Genomic DNA, 23999 nt, shown 5'->3' with positions numbered 1-23999 from the left:
ATAAATGCCAAACATGCGCTGCCCTTTGGGTTCTTTCTAGGGACGATTAACTCTTTGTTGCTCGGTTTTTACTTAGCCCACTAGGTTACAAACCTCGCGCCGCGATTAAATCGCCCCTAGATTGAACAAATTTCAATCCACAAAGATCAACACGCCCTAGTTTAAATCCCTTTCTCTAAACTTGATTATTAGCTCTATTACTAATTGATAGTTAAAGTGATTAATAGCTGATTTAAGGCCAAGAATAGGGTGAGGTGGTTCAAATGGTAAGTTGTCTAAATTGCTCAGTAAGCTATTAGGAATAGGCTTGGCATTAATAGCTAATTCATATATCTCTTCTATTACATCATTTAGAGCCGTATTGGTATCCAAACTATTATCACTATGGATTTGTTGGGTTAATAGGTATTGCTCTATTGCTTGAAAAGTAATGGCGAGCTGCTTACTAAATTGTGTAAATGAAATAACGTCTTTATTTTTAATCTGTGATTCAATTTTTTTAGCGTTGTGTTCTAGGCTTTCTAATCCTAAAGTTCCTGCTAGGCCTTTTATCGTATGAATATGACGCACCAGATCTATATTGTTATTAGCGTCTAAAAATTCTTGGCACTTTGTTATAAAGTCCTCGTAATCAGTAGAAAATTGTATAAGCAGTTTATTAAATAAACGTTCATTGCCCTCCAAATTTTTAAGCGCTAACGAAACATTGATAAGCGATTGCTCTTTATTTGTTGATAGGTGTTTATTTATAACCTCATAAAATGTATCAAAAATAAGTGGTTTTGCTAAAAAGTCATTCATACCAGCTGTTATAGCTGCTTTTTCATCTTCAGGTAATACCGCCGCTGTTAATGCTATTATTGGTAGTGTTTCGCCGCTTTCTCTTAATTTTTTTGTGGCTGAAATACCGTCCATCACAGGCATTTGGATATCCATAAGAATAATGTTGAATGTCTCTTTTTTTATGCATTCAATCGCTTCTAGTCCATTTAGTGCAGCAACACTATCCACCTCTAGCTTTTTCAGCATGGCGGTTGTAATTTCAACGTTTAATGGGTTGTCATCAACTATTAATGCTTTGCAGCCTTTAAATTTATTGAAAGTTTTATTTTTAGCGATTGTTATCGTTTTTTGTGGAGCAAGTAACTTTAAAATATCAGAATCATTGTAGTGTTTAGCTATAACATGCACATCTTTATGTATCTCTTGTAGAGTAGGCTGCTCTGTATCAGTAATGATCACAATTATTTTTAGAGCGTGTTCAAATGCCTGACTGCTCTCAATTAGTTTATGTAAAATAATACTGCTTTTTGCTTCATCCTGGGTTAATGATAAAATAACAATATCAAAGGGCGAGTTAGGTTGAGATATTTTAGCAAGTGCGCGTAGTGGCTCTTTAGTTGTTTCAGGGGTTATATTTATATCGCTTAACAATGTTATCAGCTTGGTTACTTGTTCTTTTTTAGGGGCAATTAATAAAGCGCGTTTTTTTGATTTATGCTGAGGTGGTAATGTAAATGGCAAAGTAAAATAAAACTCACTGCCTTTATTCATCTCGCTTCTGACTTGTATATATCCGCCAAGTACTTTTGCAAACTGCTGACTTATTGTTAAACCAAGCCCTGTACCACCGTATTTACGGGTGGTTGAAGCATCACCCTGATAAAAAGAATTAAACACTTTTTCAAGTTGCTCCTGCTTTATTCCGACTCCAGTATCCTTAATGCAAAATCGTAGATTTATAATGTTTTTTTGCTGAGAAATAGTTTCTATAATAAGTTGTATTTTCCCGTGGTCGGTAAACTTTATCGCATTCCCAACACAGTTATTTATTATTTGGTTTAAGTAGAAAGGATCACCAATTAGTTCTAAATGAGGGTCTGCATGTAAATTAAATTCGAGTGCTAAGCCTTTTTGGTTCGCTGTATCTTGAAATAAATTAGCGGTGTTATTAACAATGGAGTCGAGTGTGAATGGAATACTTTCTATTTTTACTTCTTCTGAGTCAAGTTTAGAAAAGTCTAAAATATTATTCAAAATATGAAGTAAATTGTGCGCACTAGAAAAGGCCTTGTCGGCATAATGTTGTTGCTTTGTAGGGAGGGAACTATCTTTAAGTAGCTGTAACATGCCTAAAACTCCATTCATCGGAGTACGCAGTTCATGGCTCATGTTTGCAACAAAATCGCCTTTTATTTGATTGGCTTTTTCAGCTTGTGTTATGGCAATAGTGAGTTCTTTATTCATGGCTTCCATCTGTATGTTCAAGCCTTGAGTTTCGATGAGCAGCTCTTTCGTTTGTTTATTTTTGGTATATAACGCATTCGCCGCCTTTATGGCTGAGGCTATTTCACTTTGGTTATTGCTTTCATAATCTAGAATGACCGGTTTTTCGTTATTCATATCATTTAGCAAAGCGGTAAGCTGGGTGATGGGCTTAATAACTTTATTAAAAATAAAATAGCTCACCACAATGAGAATAACGGTAATTAACACGGCCAATAAGTTTGCTTGCTCGGCATTGGTGATTAAGTGTGAACTGAGTGATTTTTCAGCTTCATCTAATTTGCTTTTTTCTGCATCTTTAATTTGATTAGCTAAGTAAAGCAGTTCATTTTCAATACCCGTTAGTACAACATTAATAGAAAAAGTATAGCTACGTGTGAGTAATACAAGCTGATTATATGCTTGTTTTAATTGAGTGGTATGACTTATAAGTGAGTTACTTTCTTTTGATATGCTTGATAATTTAAGGTGCAAATGCTCAAGGTTTTGCTTAACATTTTGTGCGTTATCAAAATTTGGCTTATAAAGATAACTGACTGTTGCATGTTCCAAATTACTTATGGTGAGTAAAATATTTGTATAGAATGCTTTTTTTTCATTTTTTGTTGAAGTGTCTAAGCTAATAATGTGTGCTTTTAGCTCTGCAATAGGTTGTTTAAATTGTGTTATGTAGAGCTGCTCACGCTTTGTTCTATTAATAACAACTTGGCTAAATGTTTCCTGATAATTATTGAGGTACTCTTTTAAGCGCTTTAGCTCTTCTTGATATGATGAGGTGTGTGATGAGGCATTCATGTTTAATTTACTTAAACTAAGATTGGCTTTTTTTAAATAAAAATTAAATTTTTCTATGGTGTTTTCATTCGCATGGTTCACATAGGCAATAGCTTGGCCTTGGAGCGACACTACATCATTTTCTAAGTCAGTGACGTTTTCACTTTGCATGAGGGCACTGTGTTGTATTTTTTGCGTGTTAAGTAACGATTTTTGTGAGTAATTAAATAAGTAGCTTTGTAAAAGTAATAAGCTAGTAAGGAGGCATGCAGCTAAAACTATTTTTGATTTTATTGAATGCATTTTCATTAGCGACTAATCAACTCATACCATTTTTGTAAACTATAGTCGTATGTTGGCATCACTGTATTCCATACCGCAACATTGCTAAAACGTTTAAGGTAACTGCCGCCATTGCGTTGTTCTCCCATTTTTACTGCTATTTTTCCATTGGTATCTAATAAATTAGCTTTTGCAGCTTTACCGTCGTACCAGTAATCCCACTCATGAGGCGACAGTAAGGGTTTTGAACGTTGAGGATTACTAATATAATAGCCTTGGCGAGCAATAAAAGCGCCGGGCCAACCAGATAACCACCAATTCATATAATCGTAAGCTGCATCTTTTGCACTATCTTGTGTTTGTGATGATAAGCACATAACGCCATGCCAGCCTCTATAGCCTTCTTTTGGCGCTGCAAAACGTACATTTACACCTTGCCCATTTAGCGTTGAGACAGCTGGTGAAAACATGCTTTCTATGTGTACTCGTTCACTTTTCATAAACTCGACGGACTCGGGAACTGAGTTCCAATAACCACTAAAATGACCTTGGCGTTTAAAATCAAGTAAAATACTAAATAGCTTATCTAGCTCAGCTCGAGTCATCGCGCCTATATTGTCAAAGGTAATAAGCCCTTTGCTTTGAGCTGCTAATGCAAGATCGAATAAGCCAATAGCGGGCGCATTTACAATGCCTACTTTGCCTTTATTGGTACTGTCTAGTAGCCAACTCCAACTTTCTGTTTCGTAAGCAATGCCAGGTTTTATGAATTGTGTGTTATAGCCAAAAGAGTCAACATTATGTACATAGGGTAAAAAGCTGATGTGGTCGCTTTCTTGTGTGCTTAATGTTCCATCTGCTTGCACATTTAATAATTTATAAGGCGCATCCCCAGCACCAATATTGGCATTGGGCGTTAGGCGTCCAGTTTTGGTCAGTGGGTTTATTTCATCAAAGTGAGTCAGTCGTTTTTTTTCTATAGGCTGAATGGAGCCTGCATTCCACAGTATATTAATACTGTTAGACCACTGCTCATATAAATCGAATGAGCTGGGATCCATAGAGGCTTTTTGCAAGACAGCAGCACTGCCAGCAGGAGAAAACTGTATATCAATACCTAAGTCACTCATTGCTTGTTTGCGAATAGCCTCTTGCAAAGTTACATGAGTACCAAGCACTCTTAATGTTATTTTTTTGCGAGCAAAAACATAAGGAGCATGTGTAATTACACCGGCTGCTAATCCTAGAGTTGCAAGTTTTTTTAGTGTTGAGCGTTTAGGGGTGTCCATTTCAAGCCTAAAGTCTTAATGCATGTGACATTATGTATAGCTAAGAACTTGTAAAGACTCAAGTTAAAATAGGCGAATTATAAATGAGAGTAGGATAAAGTTTAATGGATTATGCTATAAAATATAGGTAATTTGAATGTTATAGAAAGGGTAGGAAAGTGGTGGAGCTAAGCAGGATCGAACTGCTGACCTCCTGCGTGCAAGGCAGGCGCTCTCCCAGCTGAGCTATAGCCCCACATTCCTATTTTATGTATTACATAAAAGCTTGACTGCTGAGTTTCAAGCGGGACGAACTTTAAGTTTTTTTATAAATTTGGTCAAGTATTTTTTTTACTATTTTCACTGTTTACGTCAATTTTTGATAGACTTGGCTTAATTTAAAACTAAAACGATAAAAATAATGAAAAAATGCGCGCTAATGTTCATGGTTTTACTCGCCGGTTGCGTTTCAAGTGATGAACCATCTTTTGAAATAAATAATAAACAATTTCACGAAAAACAGGATGATCAAGGGAATAAGTTGTTTGCTTATGTGGTTTCGGTAAGAGCAAAACACCGCGATAACTTTGAACTCGATCGTGGCCCGAATAATAGACCAAGCCGTAGTGAAATTAAAAAATATATTGAGCAAGAACATTTTGAAGAGTCGAGTGTTTTAAAGCTGGAGTTAGAGGATCAAGCTGTTAAGTTATTAAACCAAGAGCTAAAAATACGGCAGTATTGTGATAATAAACACGAAGTAAGCGAAGTATTGTGGCGAGACTTAAGTGTACTGCTCAGAGGGCGTTGTTTGTAATATGTTAGCAGATAAAACAATGTTAGCGACGATTCTAGCGCACTTACATATTGCCTATGATGTAATCGAGCACCCGCCGTTACACACAAGCTTAGCGGCTGATGAGTTTATGGTTAAGCGGCCTGGTACGCGACTGAAAAATTTATTTTTACGTGATAACGAAGGTAAGCAACATTTTTTAGTGATTACAGCGCATAACAAGCAGCTGGATTTAAAAACACTTTCAAAGCAACAGGGCCTTTCGCGTTTAGGATTTGCATCAAGTGAACGACTAGCAAGGTTTTTAAAAGTGACACCTGGGTGTGTCTCAATGTTGGCACTTTTAAATGATAAGCAAAATCAAGTGAGCTTATGGGTTGATCAAGATATTTGGCATGGAGATTTGTTTCATTGTCATCCGTTTGAAAACACCCAAACGTGGTTGCTTAATAAATCAGATTTAGAAATATTTTTTAATCACACAAAGCATCAGCCTCGCGTTGTATTTTTGCCCTCAAGATAAGCCCACACAATTAACGATAAACCACATAAGCAAACAGTAAGTAGAGTAAGCATAAACGCTGTTTGCCCATAATGTTGGTACACCACACCGGGTAATAACGAACCCAATGCGCCACCACTGTAATAAAACGATACATATCCGCCATTGGTTACACTAGGTGGCGCTTTGCTTATTTTATTAACAAGCGGCGCTGCGGTTGAGTGAATTACAAACATTGCCCCACAAAATAAAGTGAATGCGATTAAAAACAAGCTAAGCTGGTGGCTCATTAATAAAATAATACTCACACTATAAAAGCTAAATACAGCGGCTAAAAGGTGCCAAGCTGAAGGGGCTTTTTTAAGTAACCAAGGCGCAGCAATAGAGGCGAGGGCACCAACTAGGTAACCACTGTAAACCAAGCCAATATCGCGAGTATTTGTGATTAAAAACGTATTTTGCAATATAAATGGTAAATAATTAAGTAGTGCGGCAAAGCAAAAAAACATACAAAAAACGGCACCATATACTTTAAGTACAGCGCCTTCTTTTAGTTGTTTAATGTAATCTAGTGGTAAAAGCTGTGACTTTGTTGATGGATTTGTAAAGCGAGAGTGTTTAATTGTTAAAGCTAAAAAAATAAGCATAAAGGCTATAACATAATAAAAGCTCTGCCAATGCCATAAATCGCTAAACAAAGCGGCAAGTACGCGGCCAAAGTAACCCCCAATAATACTGCTACCTATATAAAGGGTCATATTTTTTTGAAGTGCATCAGCGCGATAGCTCATACCTATATAGCTAGTCATTGCAGTTAAAGCCGCAGGAAGTGTTAAGCCTTGCAAAAACCTAACTAACAATAAAAGCTCAAAGCTAGGTACATAAATGAAAAGTAGACAACTTAGGCCTAAAAAAACCATTGCAATACGCAATATGAGCAGCGGGTTATGTTTTGCTAAAAGTACACCATAAACCAGCGGTGCAATAGCTAAAGGTAGCATAGTTGCAGTCATCAGGCTGCCGGCTACTGCAGGGGCTACACTAAATTCGTTCGCAAAAAGGCTGAGTAGAGGTTGTGGTGCATAAAGCACAAAAAAGATAAATACCGAGCAAACGAGTAGATGAGGTAAACGCATTATATGGCTTATACATTTGCTTATTGACTGTACAGTAGTGTATTAAAAATTGCCTTTAATTGATAATTAAAACCACTAATTTTGCGCTACATCATGGTTTGTTTTAACTAGTTTGCTAGATTAATGTCGATAGCGCTGTTATTTGCACTCGTTGGTGATTAAAATAACCTTAATATTAGTTTTTAGTGGAACAAAGCCATGGGTTCATTACAAGACCAATTGCTTCAAGCAGGATTAACAACATCGCATAATGCTAAAGTTGCTAAATCAGAAAAACGTAAGCAACAAAAAAAGCAAAAGAAAGGGGCTACAAGTAACCCAAGTGATCTGCAAAAGCATATTCAACAAACTAAGCTAGAGCAGCAAAAAAAGGCTGAAGAGCTCAATCAAGCACGTCAAGGTGATTTAAAGCAGCGCGAGCAAGAAGCACGGGTTAAGCAAATTTTAGAGCATCATAACCAAGATGCTATTCGTGGTGAGCGCACATTTAATTTTACTTATCAAAATAAAGTAAAAAATATCGACGTAAACGAAAAAACGCAAAAAGCGTTATCGGGTGGTCGTTTAGCTATATGTGTACTCGAAGGGCAATTTTACGTTTTAGACGACGAACCAGCACGCAAAGTGGCTGAAGTTGACGAAAAGTATATTGTTTTTCATGTAGAGCCAGAAAACAAACCAAAAGACGAAGACGATCCATACGCAGATTTTGAAGTACCCGATGATATAGTTTGGTAATAAGCTATTAAGGGTAAGCTCATTTTTATTTGCTAAGGTATATAAAAATGAGTAGGAACGAGTTAGCAGTTTGGTTAAGTTGATCGTCTAGCGTCGTTTCGTACGTATGCTTTTTATTTGATTGTTTACTACAATCAATAGAACAGTTTTTTCTAACCGTTAAAAAAGAAGAGTAAATACAATGAGCAAGATGAAAACACTACTACTAGGCGCGGGTATTAGTTTAGCCGCAAGCTTCTCGTTTAATGCAGCTGCCGCTGATGGCGCTGCACTTTATACAGCTAAAAATTGTCAAACCTGCCATGGCGCTGAAGGTAAAGCACCAATTATGGGTATGTACCCAAAACTAAATGGTCAAAATAAAGACTATTTAGTTGCACAAATGAAAGACATTAAATCAGGTGCACGTAACAACGGTATGACCATGGCCATGAAAGCAATGGTTGCAACGGTAACAGATGAAGAGTTTGACGCAATTGCAGATTACCTCGCTAACGTAAAATAATTTACGCAGTTATACCATTTGAATGCAATTGGTATTTTAGCTTTATAAACAGCCACACAATAGTGTGGCTGTTTTGTTTGGTGTTTGCTATAAAATAGAGACTGCTTTAGACTTCTAAACATCTGTTCGTACAGATTGATAATGTACGTTTTAAAAGGCTTATTATGTTTGATTTACCTCAACTTGATTTAAAAAATAAAGTATCAGCACAAGAGTGGCAACTTCGTGTTGATTTAGCCGCATGTTATAGACTGGTAGAGCACTTTCGTTGGGGGGATTTAATCTATACGCATTTATCAGCACGTTTGCCTGGCACCGACCACTACTTAGTGAATGCCTTTGGTTTAACCTTTGATGAAGTAACTGCCTCTAATTTAGTGAAGGTCGACTTAGACGGCAACATTATTGACGATACGCCATTTAGTATTAATCCAGCTGGTTTTACTATTCACAGTGCGATTCACGAGGTACGCGAAGACGCTCATTGTGTTATTCACCTTCATACTAAAGAAACAATCGCAGTCGCTACACAAAAAAATGGTTTGTTACCACTTAGCCAATATTCAATGTTTTCACTGCCATCGCTTTCTTATCATGGCTACGAAGGGCTTGCAGTAAACGACGATGAACGAAAAGTACTGCAAGATGATTTGGGCAGCACTAACCATATGTTATTGGTAAACCACGGTGGCTTAACGGTAGGCCCAACGGTAGGCGATGCGTTTATGCGCTTTTATGATTTACAGCGAGCGTGTGAAATACAACTAGCGCTACAATCAAGCTCGCAAGAGGTTATAGAAGTGCCGCAACCTATAATCGACAATATTTATAATCAAGCAAACGTAGTACACAGTGGCAGCACGGGCGGGCAACTTGCGTGGCCTGCAATGTTGCGTAAAGCGTACCGACTTGACTCTAGTTTTGCAAAATAACCCATAGCGGTTAATAAGGAATTTTAATGAAAGTAAATCGCGTTGAAGTATTTGATATTCACTGTCCTGATAGGCCTTCTTGGACACCTGTATTTGTACGTATTCATACTGACGAAGGTATTAGTGGTGTTGGCGAGGCAGGCCTTGCTTACGATTTAGGCCACAGTGCAGCCGCTGCTATGATTAAAGAAATGGCCGACGCCTTTTTAATCGGCCACGACCCTTTTCAAACAGAAAAACTATGGTCACGTATGTTACGTGAGAGCTTTTGGGGTTTAGGCGGCGGACCAGTTGTATATGCTGCAATGAGCGCAATTGATACCGCACTTTGGGATATAAAAGGTAAAGCGCTTGGTTTACCTGTATATCAATTATTAGGCGGTAAAGTTAACGACAAACTACGTACATACGCATCGCAATTACAGTTTGACTGGGATAGCGAATTTAAAGCGCTAGTACAGCCGCAAGAATATGCAGAAGCTGCTTTGAAAGCGATGGCCGAAGGCTATGATGCAGTTAAAGTAGATCCAATTCAGTACGATAAAGACGGCAATACTTATTACGATCGTACAAAAATAATCTCACGTACTGAAATGAAGTTATACCGTGCGCGCATGCAAGCTATTCGCGAAGCAGTAGGCGATGAAGTGGATATTATTTTTGAATGCCACAGTTTACCAGGCGTGACAACAGCCATTCAGTTGGGTGAAATTGCAGAAGAATTTGACTGTATGTACTTTGAAGAGCCAGTTAACTACCTAAACCACTCATTACACGCAAAAGTAGCAGATAAAGTTAATGTGCCTATTGCTGGTGGCGAACGTCTGTATAACCGCTGGGGAGTGCGCCCATATTTAGAAGATCAAAGTATTGATGTTCTACAGCCAGATATTGGTTTGTGCGGTGGTTTTACCGAAACTAAAAAAGTGTGTGATTACGCTGATATTTTTGATGTGCGAATTCAAGCTCACGTATGTGGCGGCCCTGTTGCAACCGCAGCATCACTGCATTTAGAAACAGCGATACCTAACTTTTTAATTCATGAGCACCATACTTATGCGATTAAAAAATGGAACCGCGAGTTATGTTTGCAAGATCCACAGCCTAAAAACGGCTTCTTTGAAGTATCAGAAGAGCCAGGGTTAGGTATTGAGCTAAATGACGAGATTGTTATGCGCTCTCAACGCGTAGAAATAAAATAGTTCAGCCAAGTATAATAAAGCCCCGCAGCCAATGTACATTGGTTGCGGGGCTGTTGGCTAATTGTTATTTATTCAATAGTGTTTTCTAAATTAGAAGATTCTATTTTTTTGCCTTTATAAATGGTAAATAACTTACCGCCAAAGCGAACTTTACCGCGTTTTCTTTCTATTAATGCGCTGGGTATTATTTCATTATTTAATAGCTCAACAAATTGTTTGCGTGCGCGATGAATTTGAATATTTACATGCGCTTCACTGATCCCTAAATCCTTAGCTAGCTTTTTAACTTGTACCCACCCTTGTGTATCTGCTTCAAAGCCATTTTGAATATCTTGTAGTTTATAACGCGCTAATAGCAGGGTGAGATAGTGATGTGAGCGAACATCAAAATCGAGTAGTGCTGTCTGACTTTTAATTTTAAGCTCGGCTAACTCTTCGTCAAGACTGAGGTTAAAAATAAATTCCAAGTTATTACTTGGCTGTGCTTTTAGCTCGACGGTTTTTTCTTGGGTGGCTGCGCCAGCTAGAAATAAACGCCATACATTGTTGCCAACACGCAAATCTTGACCATCATTAATTGGTTGTTGTAAGTGTTCATGCATGTCTTCATAATACCAGCAGTGCTGCTGTGAATCGAAATGCAAAATAACTTCAGGATGCTTATTATTAGGTAAAAAGTGGTATTGCTCTAGGTATATGATTTGCTCTTGTGACTCACTTACCGGAAACAGTAAATCTCGTGGTGGCTCTACCGAAGTAACGTGATACACCAAATTATTGATTTGTGAAAAACTGAGTTTATCGCCTTGTTTTAAAAGTGTATTTTGGTTTGTAGCGATTTTAATGTCGTTTAACCAGACCCCATTTTTACTTAAATCATTGATATACCATTGCTCATTAAGCCACTCAATTACGGCATGGATACGTGTGACTTCAGGGAAATCAAGAAAAGTATCTACAGAATGCGCTAATCTACCAAAGCGATGAAAGGCACGTAAATATAAGTTTTTTTGCGATTTAGTGTGTTTTAAAATGGCCATAATTAATCATTTATTTCCAGTTGTTATTCTTTATTATAGTTAAATAATATCAATAGATTGCAATTATTTGACCTTTGAAGTTAAACTAATGGTTAACATAATTTTAATAATCGGGAGCAGTGTGTTTAAACTCGAAGATCATTACCGAGAGCTACATCCTTTGGCGCAAGGTGGTATGAGTAAAGTATACCTTGGCATTGATTTAAAATTAGATCGACAAGTGGCGCTCAAGGTCATTGACTTATCATCTCCTATATCTGATAAAACCTTGTTGGAGGCTAAATTATTAGCGTGCTTTAATCATCCAAACATAGTGCAAATTTATAAAACTATTCAACATGACGAGCAATTGATTCTAGAGATGGAATATGTCAAAGGCACAACGCTTGAATGCTTAATTAAACAAAAAAATCTTACATTACCAAAAAAACTTGAGTTGCTACTTGATATAACTCAAGGACTATTTGCAATTCATCAACAAAATATTTTACACCTTGACCTCAAAGCAGCTAACGTATTGGTTAATGAAAGTGGCTCAGCTAAAATTGCTGATTTTGGTATTTCACAAATAAAAGACACTTTTCAAGCTCAAGAAAACAGTAGTTTTGGTAGTTTAACTGCTATGTCGCCAGAGCAATTAAACGAGCAGCCGTTAGATTTTAGAAGTGACTTGTTTTCATTGGGGCTAATTGCTTACCAACTTTTTGCTAACCAACATCCATACATGGAGCAATCGTCCACACCTTCTAATAAATCAATTGCAGAGCAAATAAAAAATAGTCGCTGCCGTGCTGATGCTTGTGCTATTGCGGATATTCCTGAACCATTAGGATTATTGATAAATCGTCTTCTTTCATATCATGTAAAGCAACGTCCTGCATCGAGTGCTGAAGTTATTGAAGAGTTGAAGCATATCATGATGTTGCTAAATAATAATAGCGAGACGATTTCTCTGGCGGATATTCAGTTAGCAAGCAAACAGAAAAAATGGAAAGAATTTACTGTTTTTACATTATTATCGTGTATTGCTATTGGCTTTTTTTCAGCGAGTATTTGGTATTGGCAGGCAAATAAACCTAAAACTTACGTTGCAGTACTCCCCATTGAGTTTAGCAAAAAAACTAAGCTATTAGATTCTCAAAAGCAAGTGCTCAATCTGGCAATTAATGATGCTATTAGACAATATTTATTAGATACCTCAGGTTATGCGTTAATTTCTCAGATCGAAATTCGACAAACTCAAAAGTTATTAGGAGACAATTTAAGTTTGCCTATTTTAGGCAAAGCGCTTAATGCGGATCAGTTACTTACTACTCATTTGGATTGTACTCCATTGTCGTGTGATATTAATTTAAGTTTACTTGATGGTAAAAGTGGCACTTTAGTTCGTGCTGAAAGAAGCGCGAGTGATACTGAGAATTACATGGGTATTTATAATGTAACAAGCAGCTTCATCGAAAAACTCTATACGGGTGATATTGCGACTAAACAAGCATTAAAAAAAGAGCGTGAATTTTTAGAGCGTTATGTAAGCTTGGTCAACGTTGTTTCAACTAACTCCCGTAATACTCTTTCTTTAATTGCAGACATAGAGGATTTAATATTACATAGCCCTGAATTTACACCTTTATATCCACTATATCGTAAAATTGTAATGCGTCATTATGATGAAACACTCAACCCTGAAGTGATAAAAAAATTAAAAATGACATTAGATACGCTTCCGAGCGCTTATCATGACAGCCCAGCTTATTTAATTGATTTATTAGAAATTTATCAACATGTTAAAGATGAATATAACACTGATATAGTAATCGAAAAAATTCAAAGTTCAGATATTGAAGAGTTTCAAAAGCAAACTTTGCTAGCTATTTATTATAAAAGAAGTGGCGAGCTAGAGCGTTCATTAACTCATGCAAAGCTTGCTTATAAAATAAGACCGACACTTGTCGCAACCCGAAATTTAGCAATTGCTTACTTAATTAAAGGTAACAATCAAAAAGCATCACAGTACTTATCTAAAGTACTTTCATATACGCCTAATGATTTTATTACTTTGCAAACACTGGCTGATATTTCGCTGCTATCCGGGGATTTAGTTAAAGCAGAAATAAATTATCAGCGATTAATTACGGATTCGACAGCTATCTCATCAACATATTCAAATTACTCTATTGTGTTGTCTTTAAAAGGGGAGCTTACAGAAGCGTTATATTATGCGCAAAAGGCTGTGGAACTTTCGTCTAAAAATAGTACACAACAGCTTAACTTGGCCGATATTTTATTTATGTTAGGTAAAAAGGATCAGGCTTTTGATATTTATAAAAACATAGATAAAGGGATTGCTGATGATACACAAGTTGTTGAACTCTTATTAGAAAAAGCGCAAGCGCAAGTTCATTTAGGTAAAAGCCAAGAGGCGATGATTAGCATTGATCGGGCTTTAAATCAAAACTCTGAATTAAGTGAAGTTTATTTTGTAAAAGCTATGGTTCAAACTATTTTAGGAGAAAAGTATTCAGCGGTTGCATCGATAGAACAAGGTATCAAAAAAGGCTGGAGCCCTGTGTTCTATCGGCTTATTTGGTTTAAACCGTTATGTACAGAGAGTCAATTTAAAACACTCTTAGGTAAAGAGAATTATAACTTCCTCTGTACATAGATTAGCTTGCTAGTGCGGTTCCATATCTTGAAGGATTACGCGCGGATCTTGAGAAAAATAACGCATTTTTGATTCAGAATTAGCATTGTTTTTTGCTACAAGGCGGAAGTTTACTTCATAATCCGCACTCTCACTTAGCAGGCCAGAAATAGCTTCATCTGGATTGTCAGCAAGTTTTGTTGCCAGCTCAGCAGGTAATGCGTGAGCAGGAATAATGCTTGAAATAGACACAATAAGTGATTGACCGCCATTTGCTACTATACTTGTTAATTGATAATTAAAATTATCTTTGGCATCAGAGAAATACGTGCCATTTTCAGCAAATTCCCATTCTGGGCAATCAGCCAATTCATAATATAAATTGACGGCTTGCCCTGCCTTTAGTTCTTTATAATCAATACAAATATTTTCACTATCTCCGCCCGTTGGGCTAGAAATGTCCCATTGTCCATCTTCTTTAGGAATAACTCGAAAGCTAAGATTACTCATTTTAATATCCTGTTTTAGGGTTAATAAATATCATTGTAGTTACTTTTGCAGCTTAAGTAAGCTGCGGTTATCTGTAAAGCATATACTTCAGTGAGCGTAGCGCTTTTTTGTATATCACTGCCACAGAGTAAACTAATTGTTTACTCGACAATTAGCGCCATTTAGCGCTTTGGTTGCCTTGCTATCAAGGTGGCGCACAAAACATTGTCCATCTTTAATCATTAGCTCAAATTGATCGGGCATGTTGAGCTGCTTGCCCATAATAGGGTTACCCAAAGCATCTTTTTGATTAAGTCTATCAAGTGTCACCGTACTGCTTGTTAGAAATACGTCATCAGCCAATTGTACATGCGGACTATGAAGTAGCAGGGCGATAACTTCGGCGACAGCGGCACTATTAGGCTCTACTAATAATGCATGTTGCAGCTTAGGTGTCGACTCTGAGCTTTGTGCTGAGCATCCAGATAGTGCAATCGCTGTAATAATCGTGACTATTAATGAACGTATTTTCATAGTTTATCTCATGTTATCGCGAAGAATGATGTTTTGTTCAAGCATAGTTTGAATTCGCGTATCTTTTACCTCAGGGGTATCAGTAGATGATGCAAAACCGCGCATGCTGTTTATTGAGCTTGGTGCAGGGCAGCTGCCGGAGGTGCGATACTCTAATGCTGTTCTAAGCAGTCTTTCATCCGCACTACCTAGTTGCTTGGTAAAATCATCTGCAACGGCGCAGCCTTCAATACGCACGGGTTGACGGGCGTTATCAACCGTATTTTGTGGTGCAAACCCATCTGAGTATTCACCAAAACCTTTATTATTTTGGCCAGTAAATTGAATAGTGAAATAAGTAGTATCACAATTATTGGTAGGGTAAAAACCATAGGGCTTACCACATGTACCAGAGCCAATTTGAATAACCTCTATATCAGCACCGCGTAACCCATTCATAATAGCCTCACTTGCAGAGCAAGTATTACTGGTGGTAAGTACATAAACACGATTTAGGTTTAGTGTAGGTAGCTGGCTACCGCTTACAATACTTGCGTTTTTATCAAACCCTTTAAACTGATTAGTAAAGGGCATCGGCGTTATTGTTTCACCTGTTACAGGATTAGTATTTGGATTTTTATCATTAAAAATTGTACGTTCAAAAAATTTACCTTGCGTGTTTGCGTTACCCGCAACCATGTAGGCAACTTGACTAGCCAATTCTAATAAACCGCCGCCGTTGTAGCGTACATCAATCACTAAATCTTTAATATTACTCGCAGCAAGTTCGTTAAATGCATTATATAGTTGCTCTTCGGCAATCGCGTTATGAGTATTAAATTGAAAATACCCGACATCACCACCGGCAAGGTCTGTGCGAACATTGATCACTGGTTGGGATGTTACATTTTGGGACGTAAGTGTAATGGTGCGATTTTCGTTAGTGCTGATGTCTTTAAATATAAACTCGGTTACTTTCCCTGTTAGCTTTGGAAATAAGCCTGCATTAAGGGTACTAACATCACTAGCTGAAGTTGCATTAACAAAATCAATCCCATCGACTTCAACAAGCTCAAATCCACGTATTATATTTTGACTACTTGCTGGCGTATTTGGCTCGGTATAGGTAACAACGGCTTGTCGTGGGGCACTGCTAGCGATTAATTTTATATTAAAACCATAGCCATAACTAATGCCGGCTTGACTTTGGCGCTCCCATTCATCTTTTGATAAAGTGAAATGAAAATTATCTTTCTCAGCACCAGAGTCAGTAAGTTCGTTCGTTTTAAGCAGCTCAAAATAATCAGCTACTGCGCTGGTAAGCGCAGGGTCGGTATCTATAATTTCGTCGTACCACAGGTAAGTTTCGTTACTCCAAGAGCGCAGCCAGTTTTTTTCATTAATAGCTTGGCACTGCCCTTTAAATTGACTTGCATTAGCAAACGTACCGGAAACCCAGCTGGCATTATTTGTAGTTTTGCCAGTACCAGTACCAGTACTTGTATTGGCTGAGCTTCCTCCACCGCCACACGCGACTAAAGTGCTAGCGAGTGTTAAAGGTAGGAGTGTTTTTGCCATATTTAGTTTAGTTAGAGTGAACATGTAGAGGCTCGCTTTTTATACTGTTAAGTAAATATAGCGGTTTTTATTTATACTTGGTAGAGATGTTTAGCGTTTTTGTAGCTTAATTGGTGCCAAGTGCCTTCACTATGGCATAAATCTGAATAAGAGTGCCATAAGTTGTTGTAGCTAGTGTTGATTTGGCAAACGGGGAAGTTGCTAGCAAACATAATGCGCTGCTCGCCAAACTGTTTTAAAATTGTATTAAAGCATTCAATTTGTTGGTGATTATTTAATGCTAAAAGCTCAAAGCCTGAAAACTTTATAAAAATATTACAGTGCTTGGCTAGTTGTTTAATCGCTTGTTGCCAAAGCGCAGTATTGTTAGGTAATCCCGCATGGTTAATGACAATCTGTAATTGCGGGAGCTGTTTAGCGTAGTGAGCGAGTTTTTCTGTCACTGGTATATTTTCAAGCTCAAACTGCGCCTCAAAGTGTAATTCTAAATGACTTAGGTACTCTAGATTATCAAAGCAATTTTTATTGAGTAAGCGGGTTGCATCATTGCCTTCGGTTATATCCCTAATCCCAGCTAAATGAGTATGCTGAATATTTTTTAGTGCAGCAGAGAAATAATCAATTTCTTGATCAATTTGCGCAAAACTAATTGCTTTAAAAGGTATTTTTTTTAAGTGCGTGGTTAGCCAATGTAACTCATTTATTGGCGCATTATTATCAAACCCCGCTTCAATATGCACAAGACCTACAAGTTTAAAATCGGTGCTTTGAATTAAATCTTCTTCGCTAACAGGCTGTTTTATTTTGTCTAAATTTGGCCATGTTGGTGGGGAAGCGCCTTGTAACCATGAATGTTGACCCTCACTTAAATTAAAAAAGTGTACATGTGGGTCAATTATTTTTGTACTCATTGGGCTGTATAGCCACCATCAATGCTTTGTAGGCTGCCAGTAATAAAGCTGGCATCGTCGCTTGCTAAAAAACTGACAAGTGCCGCAACTTCGTCAGCTTGACCTAATCGATTTAGCGGTTGAAGGCTGGCTTCTTCGGCAACTATTTCAGCTTTGTTAGCGCCACTTTGCGCGCAGTACGCATCTATTGCATTGTGAAATAGTGGGGTCTCTATTGTGCCAGGACATACTGCATTTGCACGAATATTAAAGCTGGCGTAATCAAGCGCTGTTGTTTTTGCCATTGAAGCAAGGGCATGTTTAGTTAGGTTATACGCAAACGAGTTTTGCTTACCTATAATTGCCTGATCAGAAGCAATTAATATAATAGAACCACTATTTTGGACTTTCATATTAGGTAGTACACTCTGTACGGCAGCGTAAGCACCTTTCACATTAAGTGCAAAAAGTGCATCGAGGGTTTTCTCATCGGTGCTTTCAATATTAGCGCTTAAGTGTTTTCCTGCGTTGGAAACAAGTACATCAACACGTTGTGTTTGTTTACATATGGACATTATACAGTTGCGTACGGCAGCGACATCACTAACATCGCATAGATGAAATTCACCGCTGTCGCTAGGCTCTATATCAAGGTTGTGAACCTCATAGCCGTTGTGTAATAAACGCTTTACTACGGCTAAGCCAATACCTTTTGTACCGCCAGTGACAATCGCAACTTTAGACATACTTGCTCCTTTAGTGCTTATTAGTGCTTATTAGTGCGAGTGACCACAACCGCCTTCAGCATGAACATGGCCATGAGAAAGTTCTTCATTTGTTGCTTCGCGAACAGAAATAACCTCAACAGCAAATGTCAGTGTTTTACCAGCAAATGGGTGGTTTAAATCACAGTCTGCGTTAAAACGGCCTACTTTTACAATCGTTACCTGATGGCGACCTTGATTAGAGGTAACCATTGCAGTCATACCAGGTTTCCATACTTTAACATCACCTTGTAAGTGCTTTAATGGAATGCGTTGAATTAAGTCGTCAACACGTTCGCCATAAGATTCACTTGGCTCTAATGTTACGCTAAATTTTTCACCAGCGGCTTTTCCTTCAAGGGCTTTTTCTAAACCAGGAAGCATGCCTTCGCTGCCATGAATATAAGTAAGCGGTGCGTCGTTTGTACTCGTTTCTACTTGCTCACCCGCTTCGCTAAGGGTGTAATGAAATTCAACCGCTGAATTTTTACTAATTTGCATGCTTGTCTCTTTAAATTTTACTATGTTAGGAGGTGATTTTACGCGAAATAGAGTTGTTTATAAACTTAACGTGGTTGATTTAGTGTTTTTTGTAGATCTAATAGTAAATTCTTTTTTATTGGTATTGCTTTAGGTTTTTTTGCTTGGGGTATAAACATCACGAGTTGCGTACCAGGTTTTAATACACTCGATGCAGAGAGTTTATTCCATTTAGCTAAATCACTATGAGCTACATCATACAGCTGGCTGATTTCCCATAGATTATCACCTTGTTTTACCTCATAGTTTATTTCTATAGTGGGAATAACCAATTCTTTATGTTCAAGGTAGGGACTTATTTTATAGTCAACCGTAAGGGATTTTGGAAGCGTTTTTGGTTGCCCAACTAAGAGCTTTTCACCAACACTAATTAAGTTTGTTTGTTTATTATTAAGCTGTTTTAAGGCGATGACCGACATGTCGAAACGCCTTGCAATGCTATAAAGTGTATCGTTTTTTATTACTATGTATTCACCTGCAAAATTAGCCCTAAAAAATTGGCTTTTTAAAAGTGCTTCTTGTCTGATAGGGAGAAGTAAAGTGTGCGGGCCATTGGGTGAGCTTTGATTTTTTAAATAGCCTTGATTGAGCGCATGTAATTTTTTTGAACCTACACCTGAAAGTTTAGCGATCACCGAAAAATCAAATTGTTGACCGACATCCATTTGTGTAGTCAATGGTTTATAAGCTAATTTTGGGCGCTTGAGTGGTTTTTGTGGGTGTTTAACTAGGTAGCTCAATGCAAGTAGTTTGGGTACGTAGTCGGCGGTTTCTTTTGGCAGACTGAGTGACCAGTAATCGGTGCTTTTACCGCGTTTTTTGTTTTTTTCGATTGCGCGTTTAACGCGACCTTCGCCAGTGTTGTAAGCAGCAAGGGCATGTAACCAATTACCATCAAAACGTTTGTGTAAGTAGCTTAAGTAATCAAGCGCTGCATCGGTTGAAGCAAGTACATCTTGACGACCGTCATACCATTGATCTGATTTTACACCAAAGTGATGTGCCGTTGCAGCTACTAGCTGCCATATGCCTACAGCTTGTTGCGATGATACGATTGTGGGCCTAAAGCCGCTTTCAACAAATGGCAGTAACGCGAGCTCCATGGGTAAGCCTTTTTTTTCAACCTTTTTAACAATGTGATAAAAATAGGGAGCGGCGCGCTTATTTACTGTGCGTAAATAATTTGGCTGTTTTAAATACCAGTTAATGCGTTTATTTAACGCAACGTTTTTCTGAATTTTGAAATGCAGATTATTCGCAACATGTACCCATAAGTCAGTTACTTGAGTTTGACGCTTTTTAATATCAGTTTGTTTAAGTGGCGATGGTGCTAGTTTAGAACTGATTTGTTTTTTTTGTAATTCATTTTCAGATTGGTAATCAGCCTCATGGTGGGTAAGTATTTTTGGAGCGTCTTGTAGCTCAGGCTCTGTACTCCCGCAACCAAATAAAAATAGACTTAAACAAAATAAAACCAAGCTGCGCATAGTGATCACTTTTATACATTCCTTTTATCATTTTAACACAATCCGTTGTGTTGAGTTATTTAGTGTTTTTAGCGCGGGTTAGTCCAGTTTGTAAAAATAGGTTACTCGATTTTTTGTTAAGTGCCTCTTCTGTATAAGGTTTCATAACTGATTCAGGGAACGACAGCATCAGTTTTTCTACAGTCTGGTCTTTATTATTTTTTACATGTTTAGTAATGGCTGTTAAAAATGATAAAGGCTGCTTAAGCTGAGCTCTATTAAGCGTACCACCGTGGCCTGGGATAATTAAGGTGATCTTTGAATCGTTTATATATTGTTTAAGAAGTGCTTGCCAGCTATTGAGTTCACCATGACCTGGATAAGGGAGCCAATCTACAGCATCACCTCCAATTAAAACACTGCCACCGTTAGTACTAATGGTTAAATCGCCATTGGTATGTGCTGCATGCGCATTAAGCGTTAGCTCAAAACCGCCTAAATCGAGCGTTTTGCTCTTATTGATAGCAATTTGAGGGGCATTAAGTTGATATTCTCGCCAGCGAAATAGTCGCTTTTTTGCTAACTCTAATTTCTCTCGCCACTGTGGTTGATCTTCTTTAGCAATATTGGCTAAGCGTTGGTAGCTGAGTTCTATACTTTTTTCATAATTATCAAGCTGATTAGTAAATGCTTTTTGATACACACTAAAGTTATCATTGACTTGTTGATGAACAATTAGTTTTGCGTCAGGATAAAAGTGCTGCATCACTGCCATGCCAAGTAAGTGATCATCATGGTAATGCGTAGCAACTAAATAACATAAAGGGGTTTTGAGGCGTTTTTTTAAATCATTAACTAATTGCTCTACACCAGCAAAATTTCCGCTTGCATCTACAAGTAGCGCGCATTTTTTGCCCTCAATTAACACTTGATTTGAGTCGTAAAAGCGCAGTTTATTTTCTTGTTTTAAAAATTGAATATTGGCATTAATTGTTTCCCAACTAACTGCTGCATGGGATAGAGGGGCTAAAAAGAGCAAAATATATGCTAGTAGTAAGTGCTTACATGAAGTGATTCTATTGGAATTAATTAACTTCATTTAATCTCTCAACGCTATATTATTTTAATTGCTCTTATAATAAACAAAAAGCGCAGTGTGCGCTTTTTATTTTTGATGTTTAGGGTCACTTGCCAAATATTGACTCAATTTATCAATAAGTTGGTCTTGTTGTTGCTGCTCAACCGTAGCCTGTGTATTTGCTTCTAGCAATTCATGGCTTAAGTTAAGCGCAGCCATAAGTAAGGCTTTTTGATCGCTTCTGACTGTTGAGCGTTTTTTCATTTTATCAACTAAGTCATTTAGATTTTTAGCTGCTGCTATTAATGCATCTTCTTGTCCTTCGGGACAAGCAAATTGCTGCTCTTTACCTAGCAACTCAACAGTGACCCGCTGGTTTTGCAGCTCAGACATTAGTTAGCCTGTTGTGCGCTTTGTAACTTGTCTAGAAGACCCGATAACGTAGTGCTCGCATCTTTTTGTTTTTCTTCGTTTTCAAGAGCTTCCAACTGTAATAGTTCATTCTCGTCAATGAGTTTACTATTTTGATCTTTTAAGTTAGAAACATCTGTTTGTAATTGATTGTTACGATCAATTAAGGAATCGATCAGTTGTTCGAGTTGTTGAAGAGTATTGTTGTTCATAAAGGCGCTCATATAACTGTAATTAATGTCATGCAAATGTAAAGCAAAGTGTGTTGATTTGCCAGCATTTACGGCGGTTTTAGCTGATTTTTCTTCTTCGTTAAGGGATAATTCAGCGTATGTGCTTTTTCATTCAGAAATGGTTCACTCTCAGTTGCCAAAGTATAGAGCTTATGGTTCACTGTTTTTTATTAAATAGCGTATGGCGAAAATAAACAATGCTTAGTTACAGACACTCATTTCATGCTGGTAATCCTGCTGATGTACTCAAACATTTAGTATTAGCACAGGTGCTAGGCTATCAAACGCTTAAAGATAAGCCGCTTGATTATATAGACACGCATTCGGGTGCTGGTTTTTTTGAATTAGCTGCAGCTGATGCACAAAAAACACAAGAATATCAAGATGGTATTCAAAAGCTATGGCAACATACAAGTAAGCACGCAGCACTGAATGATTACATTGAGTTAATTAAATCATTTAACGAAACGGATGCACTGGAGTTCTACCCAGGTTCGCCAAAAATAGCTGAACATTTTTTACGCCGCCAAGATAAAGGCTGGTTTTTTGAACTTCATCCGCGAGATCTATTGTTACTAGAAGAAAACATGCAAGGTAAACGATCGATTCGTGTGCGTGGTGAAAATGGTTTTGCAGGATTAGTGGGATTATTACCTCCAGCATCTCGTCGAGCGTGTGTATTGATTGACCCTCCTTATGAAATTAAAGATGATTATGAAACAGTTGTGGCGACTTTAATTAAAGCATATCAACGTTTTTCTACCGGCACTTATATGATTTGGTACCCAGTAGTAGATAGAGAGCGCATTAATAATATGGAACAAGGGTTAATAGATTCCGGCATGCGAAACATTCAATTGTTTGAACTAGGCACTGAAGAAGATACTGATGTGCATGGCATGACGGCATCTGGCATGATAGTCATTAATCCGCCTTGGAAGTTAAAACATACTATGGATGAAGTGTTACCAGAGTTAATGAGTTTATTGAGTAAACCAAGTGGTTTTTATCGTAGCGAACAGCTCGTTGATGAGTAGGTTTTTATCACTTTAGCTTATAAAAAGCGCTGTATTTACAGCGCTTTTTTTTGTCTTATTTTTTAACGAATTTAGTTAAAATAACAATACGCTGGCCGTCAACACGGCCTTCAATATGCTCAGGGTTACTTGTCAAACCAATGTTACGTACAGCGGTTCCACGTTTGGCGGTAAGACTGCTACCTTTAACATCTAAATCTTTAATAAGTGTCACAGTATCACCCGCTTGAAGTACTACGCCATTGCTATCAACATGTTTAACATCGTCATCTTCTGCAAGTGCTTTTTTAGCCCAAGTAAGCGTGTCTTCTTCAAGGTAAATCATGTCTAGTGCGTCTTGCGCCCAGCCATTGTCTGGTGCTAAGCGCGAAAGCATTCTATAAGCGACAACTTGTACTGCAGGCGTTTGGCTCCACATACTGTCGTTTAAGCAATGCCAGTGTGTTGGTGTTAATTCGCTACTGTTTTCGATTTGATCTTTACATGTTTGGCATGTGTAAATGCATCTATCTGAGTGAGTGTCTGTTACAGGAGGAACTTCGTAAACAGCTAGATGATCAGTTGCGGCACACAATTCACATTGGTTATTACTGCGTTCAATTAAGGCTTTTTCAATACTCATGGAGGCTCTTTTTCAGTGAGTTAACATTTTTATGTATTATACCTCAGCAGAGTCGCTTTGTGTTATATGCCCCTTCATTTTGTATGGTTATAGTGTGCAACAAGCGAATTTTTAATATGGACCTGCGTAATTATACTAATTTTATTAAAAACATGATCATTCTAGCGTATTAAATAACTCACTAACTACGTTAAAAATTATTTATATAGAACAAATATGTATCATAATATTATCCTTCATAAATATATGAATAATTAAAGCAAATAAACACTCCTA

Annotated in this window: 23 protein-coding genes and 1 tRNA gene; 8 read left to right on the top strand and 16 right to left on the bottom strand. The window is 37.6% G+C overall.

What is annotated here, in order from left to right; all coding sequences use genetic code 11:
* Nucleotides 1–156 precede the first annotated feature (156 nt).
* The 3 genes from CWB66_RS05020 to CWB66_RS05010 all read right to left on the bottom strand — a co-directional run bounded on the left by CWB66_RS05020 (nt 157) and on the right by CWB66_RS05010 (nt 4866).
* Nucleotides 157–3369, bottom strand: coding sequence for an ATP-binding protein (locus CWB66_RS05020; RefSeq protein ID WP_138584545.1), 3213 nt, complete (start codon nt 3367–3369; stop codon nt 157–159).
* The gene (locus CWB66_RS05015) at nt 3369–4631 is read right to left on the bottom strand and encodes an ABC transporter substrate-binding protein (RefSeq protein WP_138584544.1); all 1263 of its coding nucleotides are present in this window, start codon (nt 4629–4631) and stop codon (nt 3369–3371) included. The genes CWB66_RS05020 and CWB66_RS05015 overlap by 1 nt, the downstream gene beginning before the upstream one ends.
* A gap of 159 nt (nt 4632–4790) precedes the next feature.
* A tRNA-Ala gene (locus CWB66_RS05010) sits at nt 4791–4866 on the bottom strand.
* 165 nt (nt 4867–5031) lie between these two features.
* Here CWB66_RS05010 and CWB66_RS05005 point away from each other — a divergent pair.
* Nucleotides 5032–5427 (top strand): hypothetical protein, encoded by a 396-nt coding sequence (locus CWB66_RS05005; RefSeq protein ID WP_138584543.1) that lies wholly within the window; start codon nt 5032–5034, stop codon nt 5425–5427.
* Nucleotide 5428: 1 nt separating this feature from the next.
* The gene (locus CWB66_RS05000) at nt 5429–5929 is read left to right on the top strand and encodes a prolyl-tRNA synthetase associated domain-containing protein (RefSeq protein WP_138584542.1); all 501 of its coding nucleotides are present in this window, start codon (nt 5429–5431) and stop codon (nt 5927–5929) included.
* Here the strand turns inward: CWB66_RS05000 and CWB66_RS04995 are convergent.
* Entirely contained in the window at nt 5896–7044 is a 1149-nt protein-coding gene (locus CWB66_RS04995) for an MFS transporter (protein WP_138584541.1), read from the bottom strand. The two genes, CWB66_RS05000 and CWB66_RS04995, sit on opposite strands and share 34 nt — an antisense overlap.
* A 198-nt stretch (nt 7045–7242) precedes the next feature.
* On the opposite strand from CWB66_RS04995, the gene CWB66_RS04990 reads away from it, so the two are divergent.
* From CWB66_RS04990 to CWB66_RS04975, 4 genes are all read left to right on the top strand, one after another.
* Nucleotides 7243–7782 (top strand): DUF2058 domain-containing protein, encoded by a 540-nt coding sequence (locus CWB66_RS04990; RefSeq protein ID WP_138584540.1) that lies wholly within the window; start codon nt 7243–7245, stop codon nt 7780–7782.
* A 181-nt stretch (nt 7783–7963) separates the two neighbouring features.
* Nucleotides 7964–8287 (top strand): c-type cytochrome, encoded by a 324-nt coding sequence (locus CWB66_RS04985; protein ID WP_138584539.1) that lies wholly within the window; start codon nt 7964–7966, stop codon nt 8285–8287.
* Nucleotides 8288–8451: 164 nt separating this feature from the next.
* Nucleotides 8452–9219 carry a class II aldolase/adducin family protein gene (locus CWB66_RS04980; protein WP_007375955.1) on the top strand — a complete coding sequence of 256 codons (768 nt, stop codon included), beginning with the start codon at nt 8452–8454 and terminating at the stop codon, nt 9217–9219.
* Between the two features lie 26 nt (nt 9220–9245).
* Nucleotides 9246–10421, top strand: coding sequence for a mandelate racemase/muconate lactonizing enzyme family protein (locus tag CWB66_RS04975; protein ID WP_007375956.1), 1176 nt, complete (start codon nt 9246–9248; stop codon nt 10419–10421).
* A 68-nt stretch (nt 10422–10489) separates the two neighbouring features.
* Here the strand turns inward: CWB66_RS04975 and CWB66_RS04970 are convergent, their stop codons facing one another.
* Nucleotides 10490–11461: an FHA domain-containing protein gene (locus CWB66_RS04970; protein WP_138584538.1), complete on the bottom strand. Its 972-nt coding sequence runs from the start codon at nt 11459–11461 to the stop codon at nt 10490–10492.
* A 121-nt stretch (nt 11462–11582) separates the two neighbouring features.
* Here CWB66_RS04970 and CWB66_RS04965 point away from each other — a divergent pair, with 121 nt between their 5' ends.
* The gene (locus CWB66_RS04965; protein WP_138584537.1) at nt 11583–14123 is read left to right on the top strand and encodes a serine/threonine-protein kinase; all 2541 of its coding nucleotides are present in this window, start codon (nt 11583–11585) and stop codon (nt 14121–14123) included.
* A 9-nt stretch (nt 14124–14132) separates the two neighbouring features.
* On the opposite strand, the gene CWB66_RS04960 is transcribed toward CWB66_RS04965, so the two are convergent.
* The 10 genes from CWB66_RS04960 to CWB66_RS04915 all read right to left on the bottom strand — a co-directional run bounded on the left by CWB66_RS04960 (nt 14133) and on the right by CWB66_RS04915 (nt 22043).
* Nucleotides 14133–14612: a hypothetical protein gene (locus tag CWB66_RS04960; RefSeq protein WP_138584536.1), complete on the bottom strand. Its 480-nt coding sequence runs from the start codon at nt 14610–14612 to the stop codon at nt 14133–14135.
* Between the two features lie 132 nt (nt 14613–14744).
* Nucleotides 14745–15125: a hypothetical protein gene (locus tag CWB66_RS04955; RefSeq protein WP_138584535.1), complete on the bottom strand. Its 381-nt coding sequence runs from the start codon at nt 15123–15125 to the stop codon at nt 14745–14747.
* A 3-nt stretch (nt 15126–15128) separates the two neighbouring features.
* The gene (locus tag CWB66_RS04950) at nt 15129–16706 is read right to left on the bottom strand and encodes a S41 family peptidase (protein ID WP_138584534.1); all 1578 of its coding nucleotides are present in this window, start codon (nt 16704–16706) and stop codon (nt 15129–15131) included.
* Between the two features lie 47 nt (nt 16707–16753).
* A complete protein-coding gene (locus tag CWB66_RS04945; RefSeq protein WP_138584533.1) occupies nt 16754–17593 on the bottom strand; it encodes an amidohydrolase family protein in 840 nt (279 codons plus the stop codon).
* Entirely contained in the window at nt 17590–18318 is a 729-nt protein-coding gene (locus CWB66_RS04940) for an SDR family NAD(P)-dependent oxidoreductase (RefSeq protein WP_138584532.1), read from the bottom strand. The genes CWB66_RS04945 and CWB66_RS04940 overlap by 4 nt, the downstream gene beginning before the upstream one ends.
* Nucleotides 18319–18348: 30 nt before the next feature.
* Nucleotides 18349–18837, bottom strand: a complete 489-nt coding sequence (locus CWB66_RS04935) for an FKBP-type peptidyl-prolyl cis-trans isomerase (RefSeq protein ID WP_077536808.1) — start codon at nt 18835–18837, stop codon at nt 18349–18351.
* A 65-nt stretch (nt 18838–18902) separates the two neighbouring features.
* The gene (locus CWB66_RS04930; RefSeq protein WP_138584546.1) at nt 18903–20363 is read right to left on the bottom strand and encodes a transglycosylase SLT domain-containing protein; all 1461 of its coding nucleotides are present in this window, start codon (nt 20361–20363) and stop codon (nt 18903–18905) included.
* A gap of 55 nt (nt 20364–20418) precedes the next feature.
* The gene (locus tag CWB66_RS04925; RefSeq protein WP_077536810.1) at nt 20419–21441 is read right to left on the bottom strand and encodes an MBL fold metallo-hydrolase; all 1023 of its coding nucleotides are present in this window, start codon (nt 21439–21441) and stop codon (nt 20419–20421) included.
* A 66-nt stretch (nt 21442–21507) separates the two neighbouring features.
* Complete coding sequence (locus CWB66_RS04920) at nt 21508–21813, bottom strand: cell division protein ZapA (protein WP_077536811.1); 306 nt, start codon at nt 21811–21813, stop codon at nt 21508–21510.
* Nucleotides 21813–22043 (bottom strand): cell division protein ZapB, encoded by a 231-nt coding sequence (locus CWB66_RS04915; RefSeq protein WP_077536812.1) that lies wholly within the window; start codon nt 22041–22043, stop codon nt 21813–21815. The genes CWB66_RS04920 and CWB66_RS04915 overlap by 1 nt, the downstream gene beginning before the upstream one ends.
* A gap of 218 nt (nt 22044–22261) precedes the next feature.
* On the opposite strand from CWB66_RS04915, the gene CWB66_RS04910 reads away from it, so the two are divergent.
* Nucleotides 22262–23101, top strand: a complete 840-nt coding sequence (locus CWB66_RS04910) for a 23S rRNA (adenine(2030)-N(6))-methyltransferase RlmJ (protein ID WP_138584531.1) — start codon at nt 22262–22264, stop codon at nt 23099–23101.
* 55 nt (nt 23102–23156) lie between these two features.
* Here the strand turns inward: CWB66_RS04910 and CWB66_RS04905 are convergent, their stop codons facing one another.
* Nucleotides 23157–23723, bottom strand: a complete 567-nt coding sequence (locus CWB66_RS04905; RefSeq protein WP_077536814.1) for a PhnA domain-containing protein — start codon at nt 23721–23723, stop codon at nt 23157–23159.
* Nucleotides 23724–23999 lie beyond the last annotated feature (276 nt).

It is taken from the genome of Pseudoalteromonas sp. S558 (assembly GCF_005886635.1).
Taxonomy (GTDB): domain Bacteria; phylum Pseudomonadota; class Gammaproteobacteria; order Enterobacterales; family Alteromonadaceae; genus Pseudoalteromonas; species Pseudoalteromonas aliena.
The sequence above is the reverse complement of the archived record's forward strand: the minus strand, read 5'-3'. Positions and strand labels throughout refer to the sequence as shown.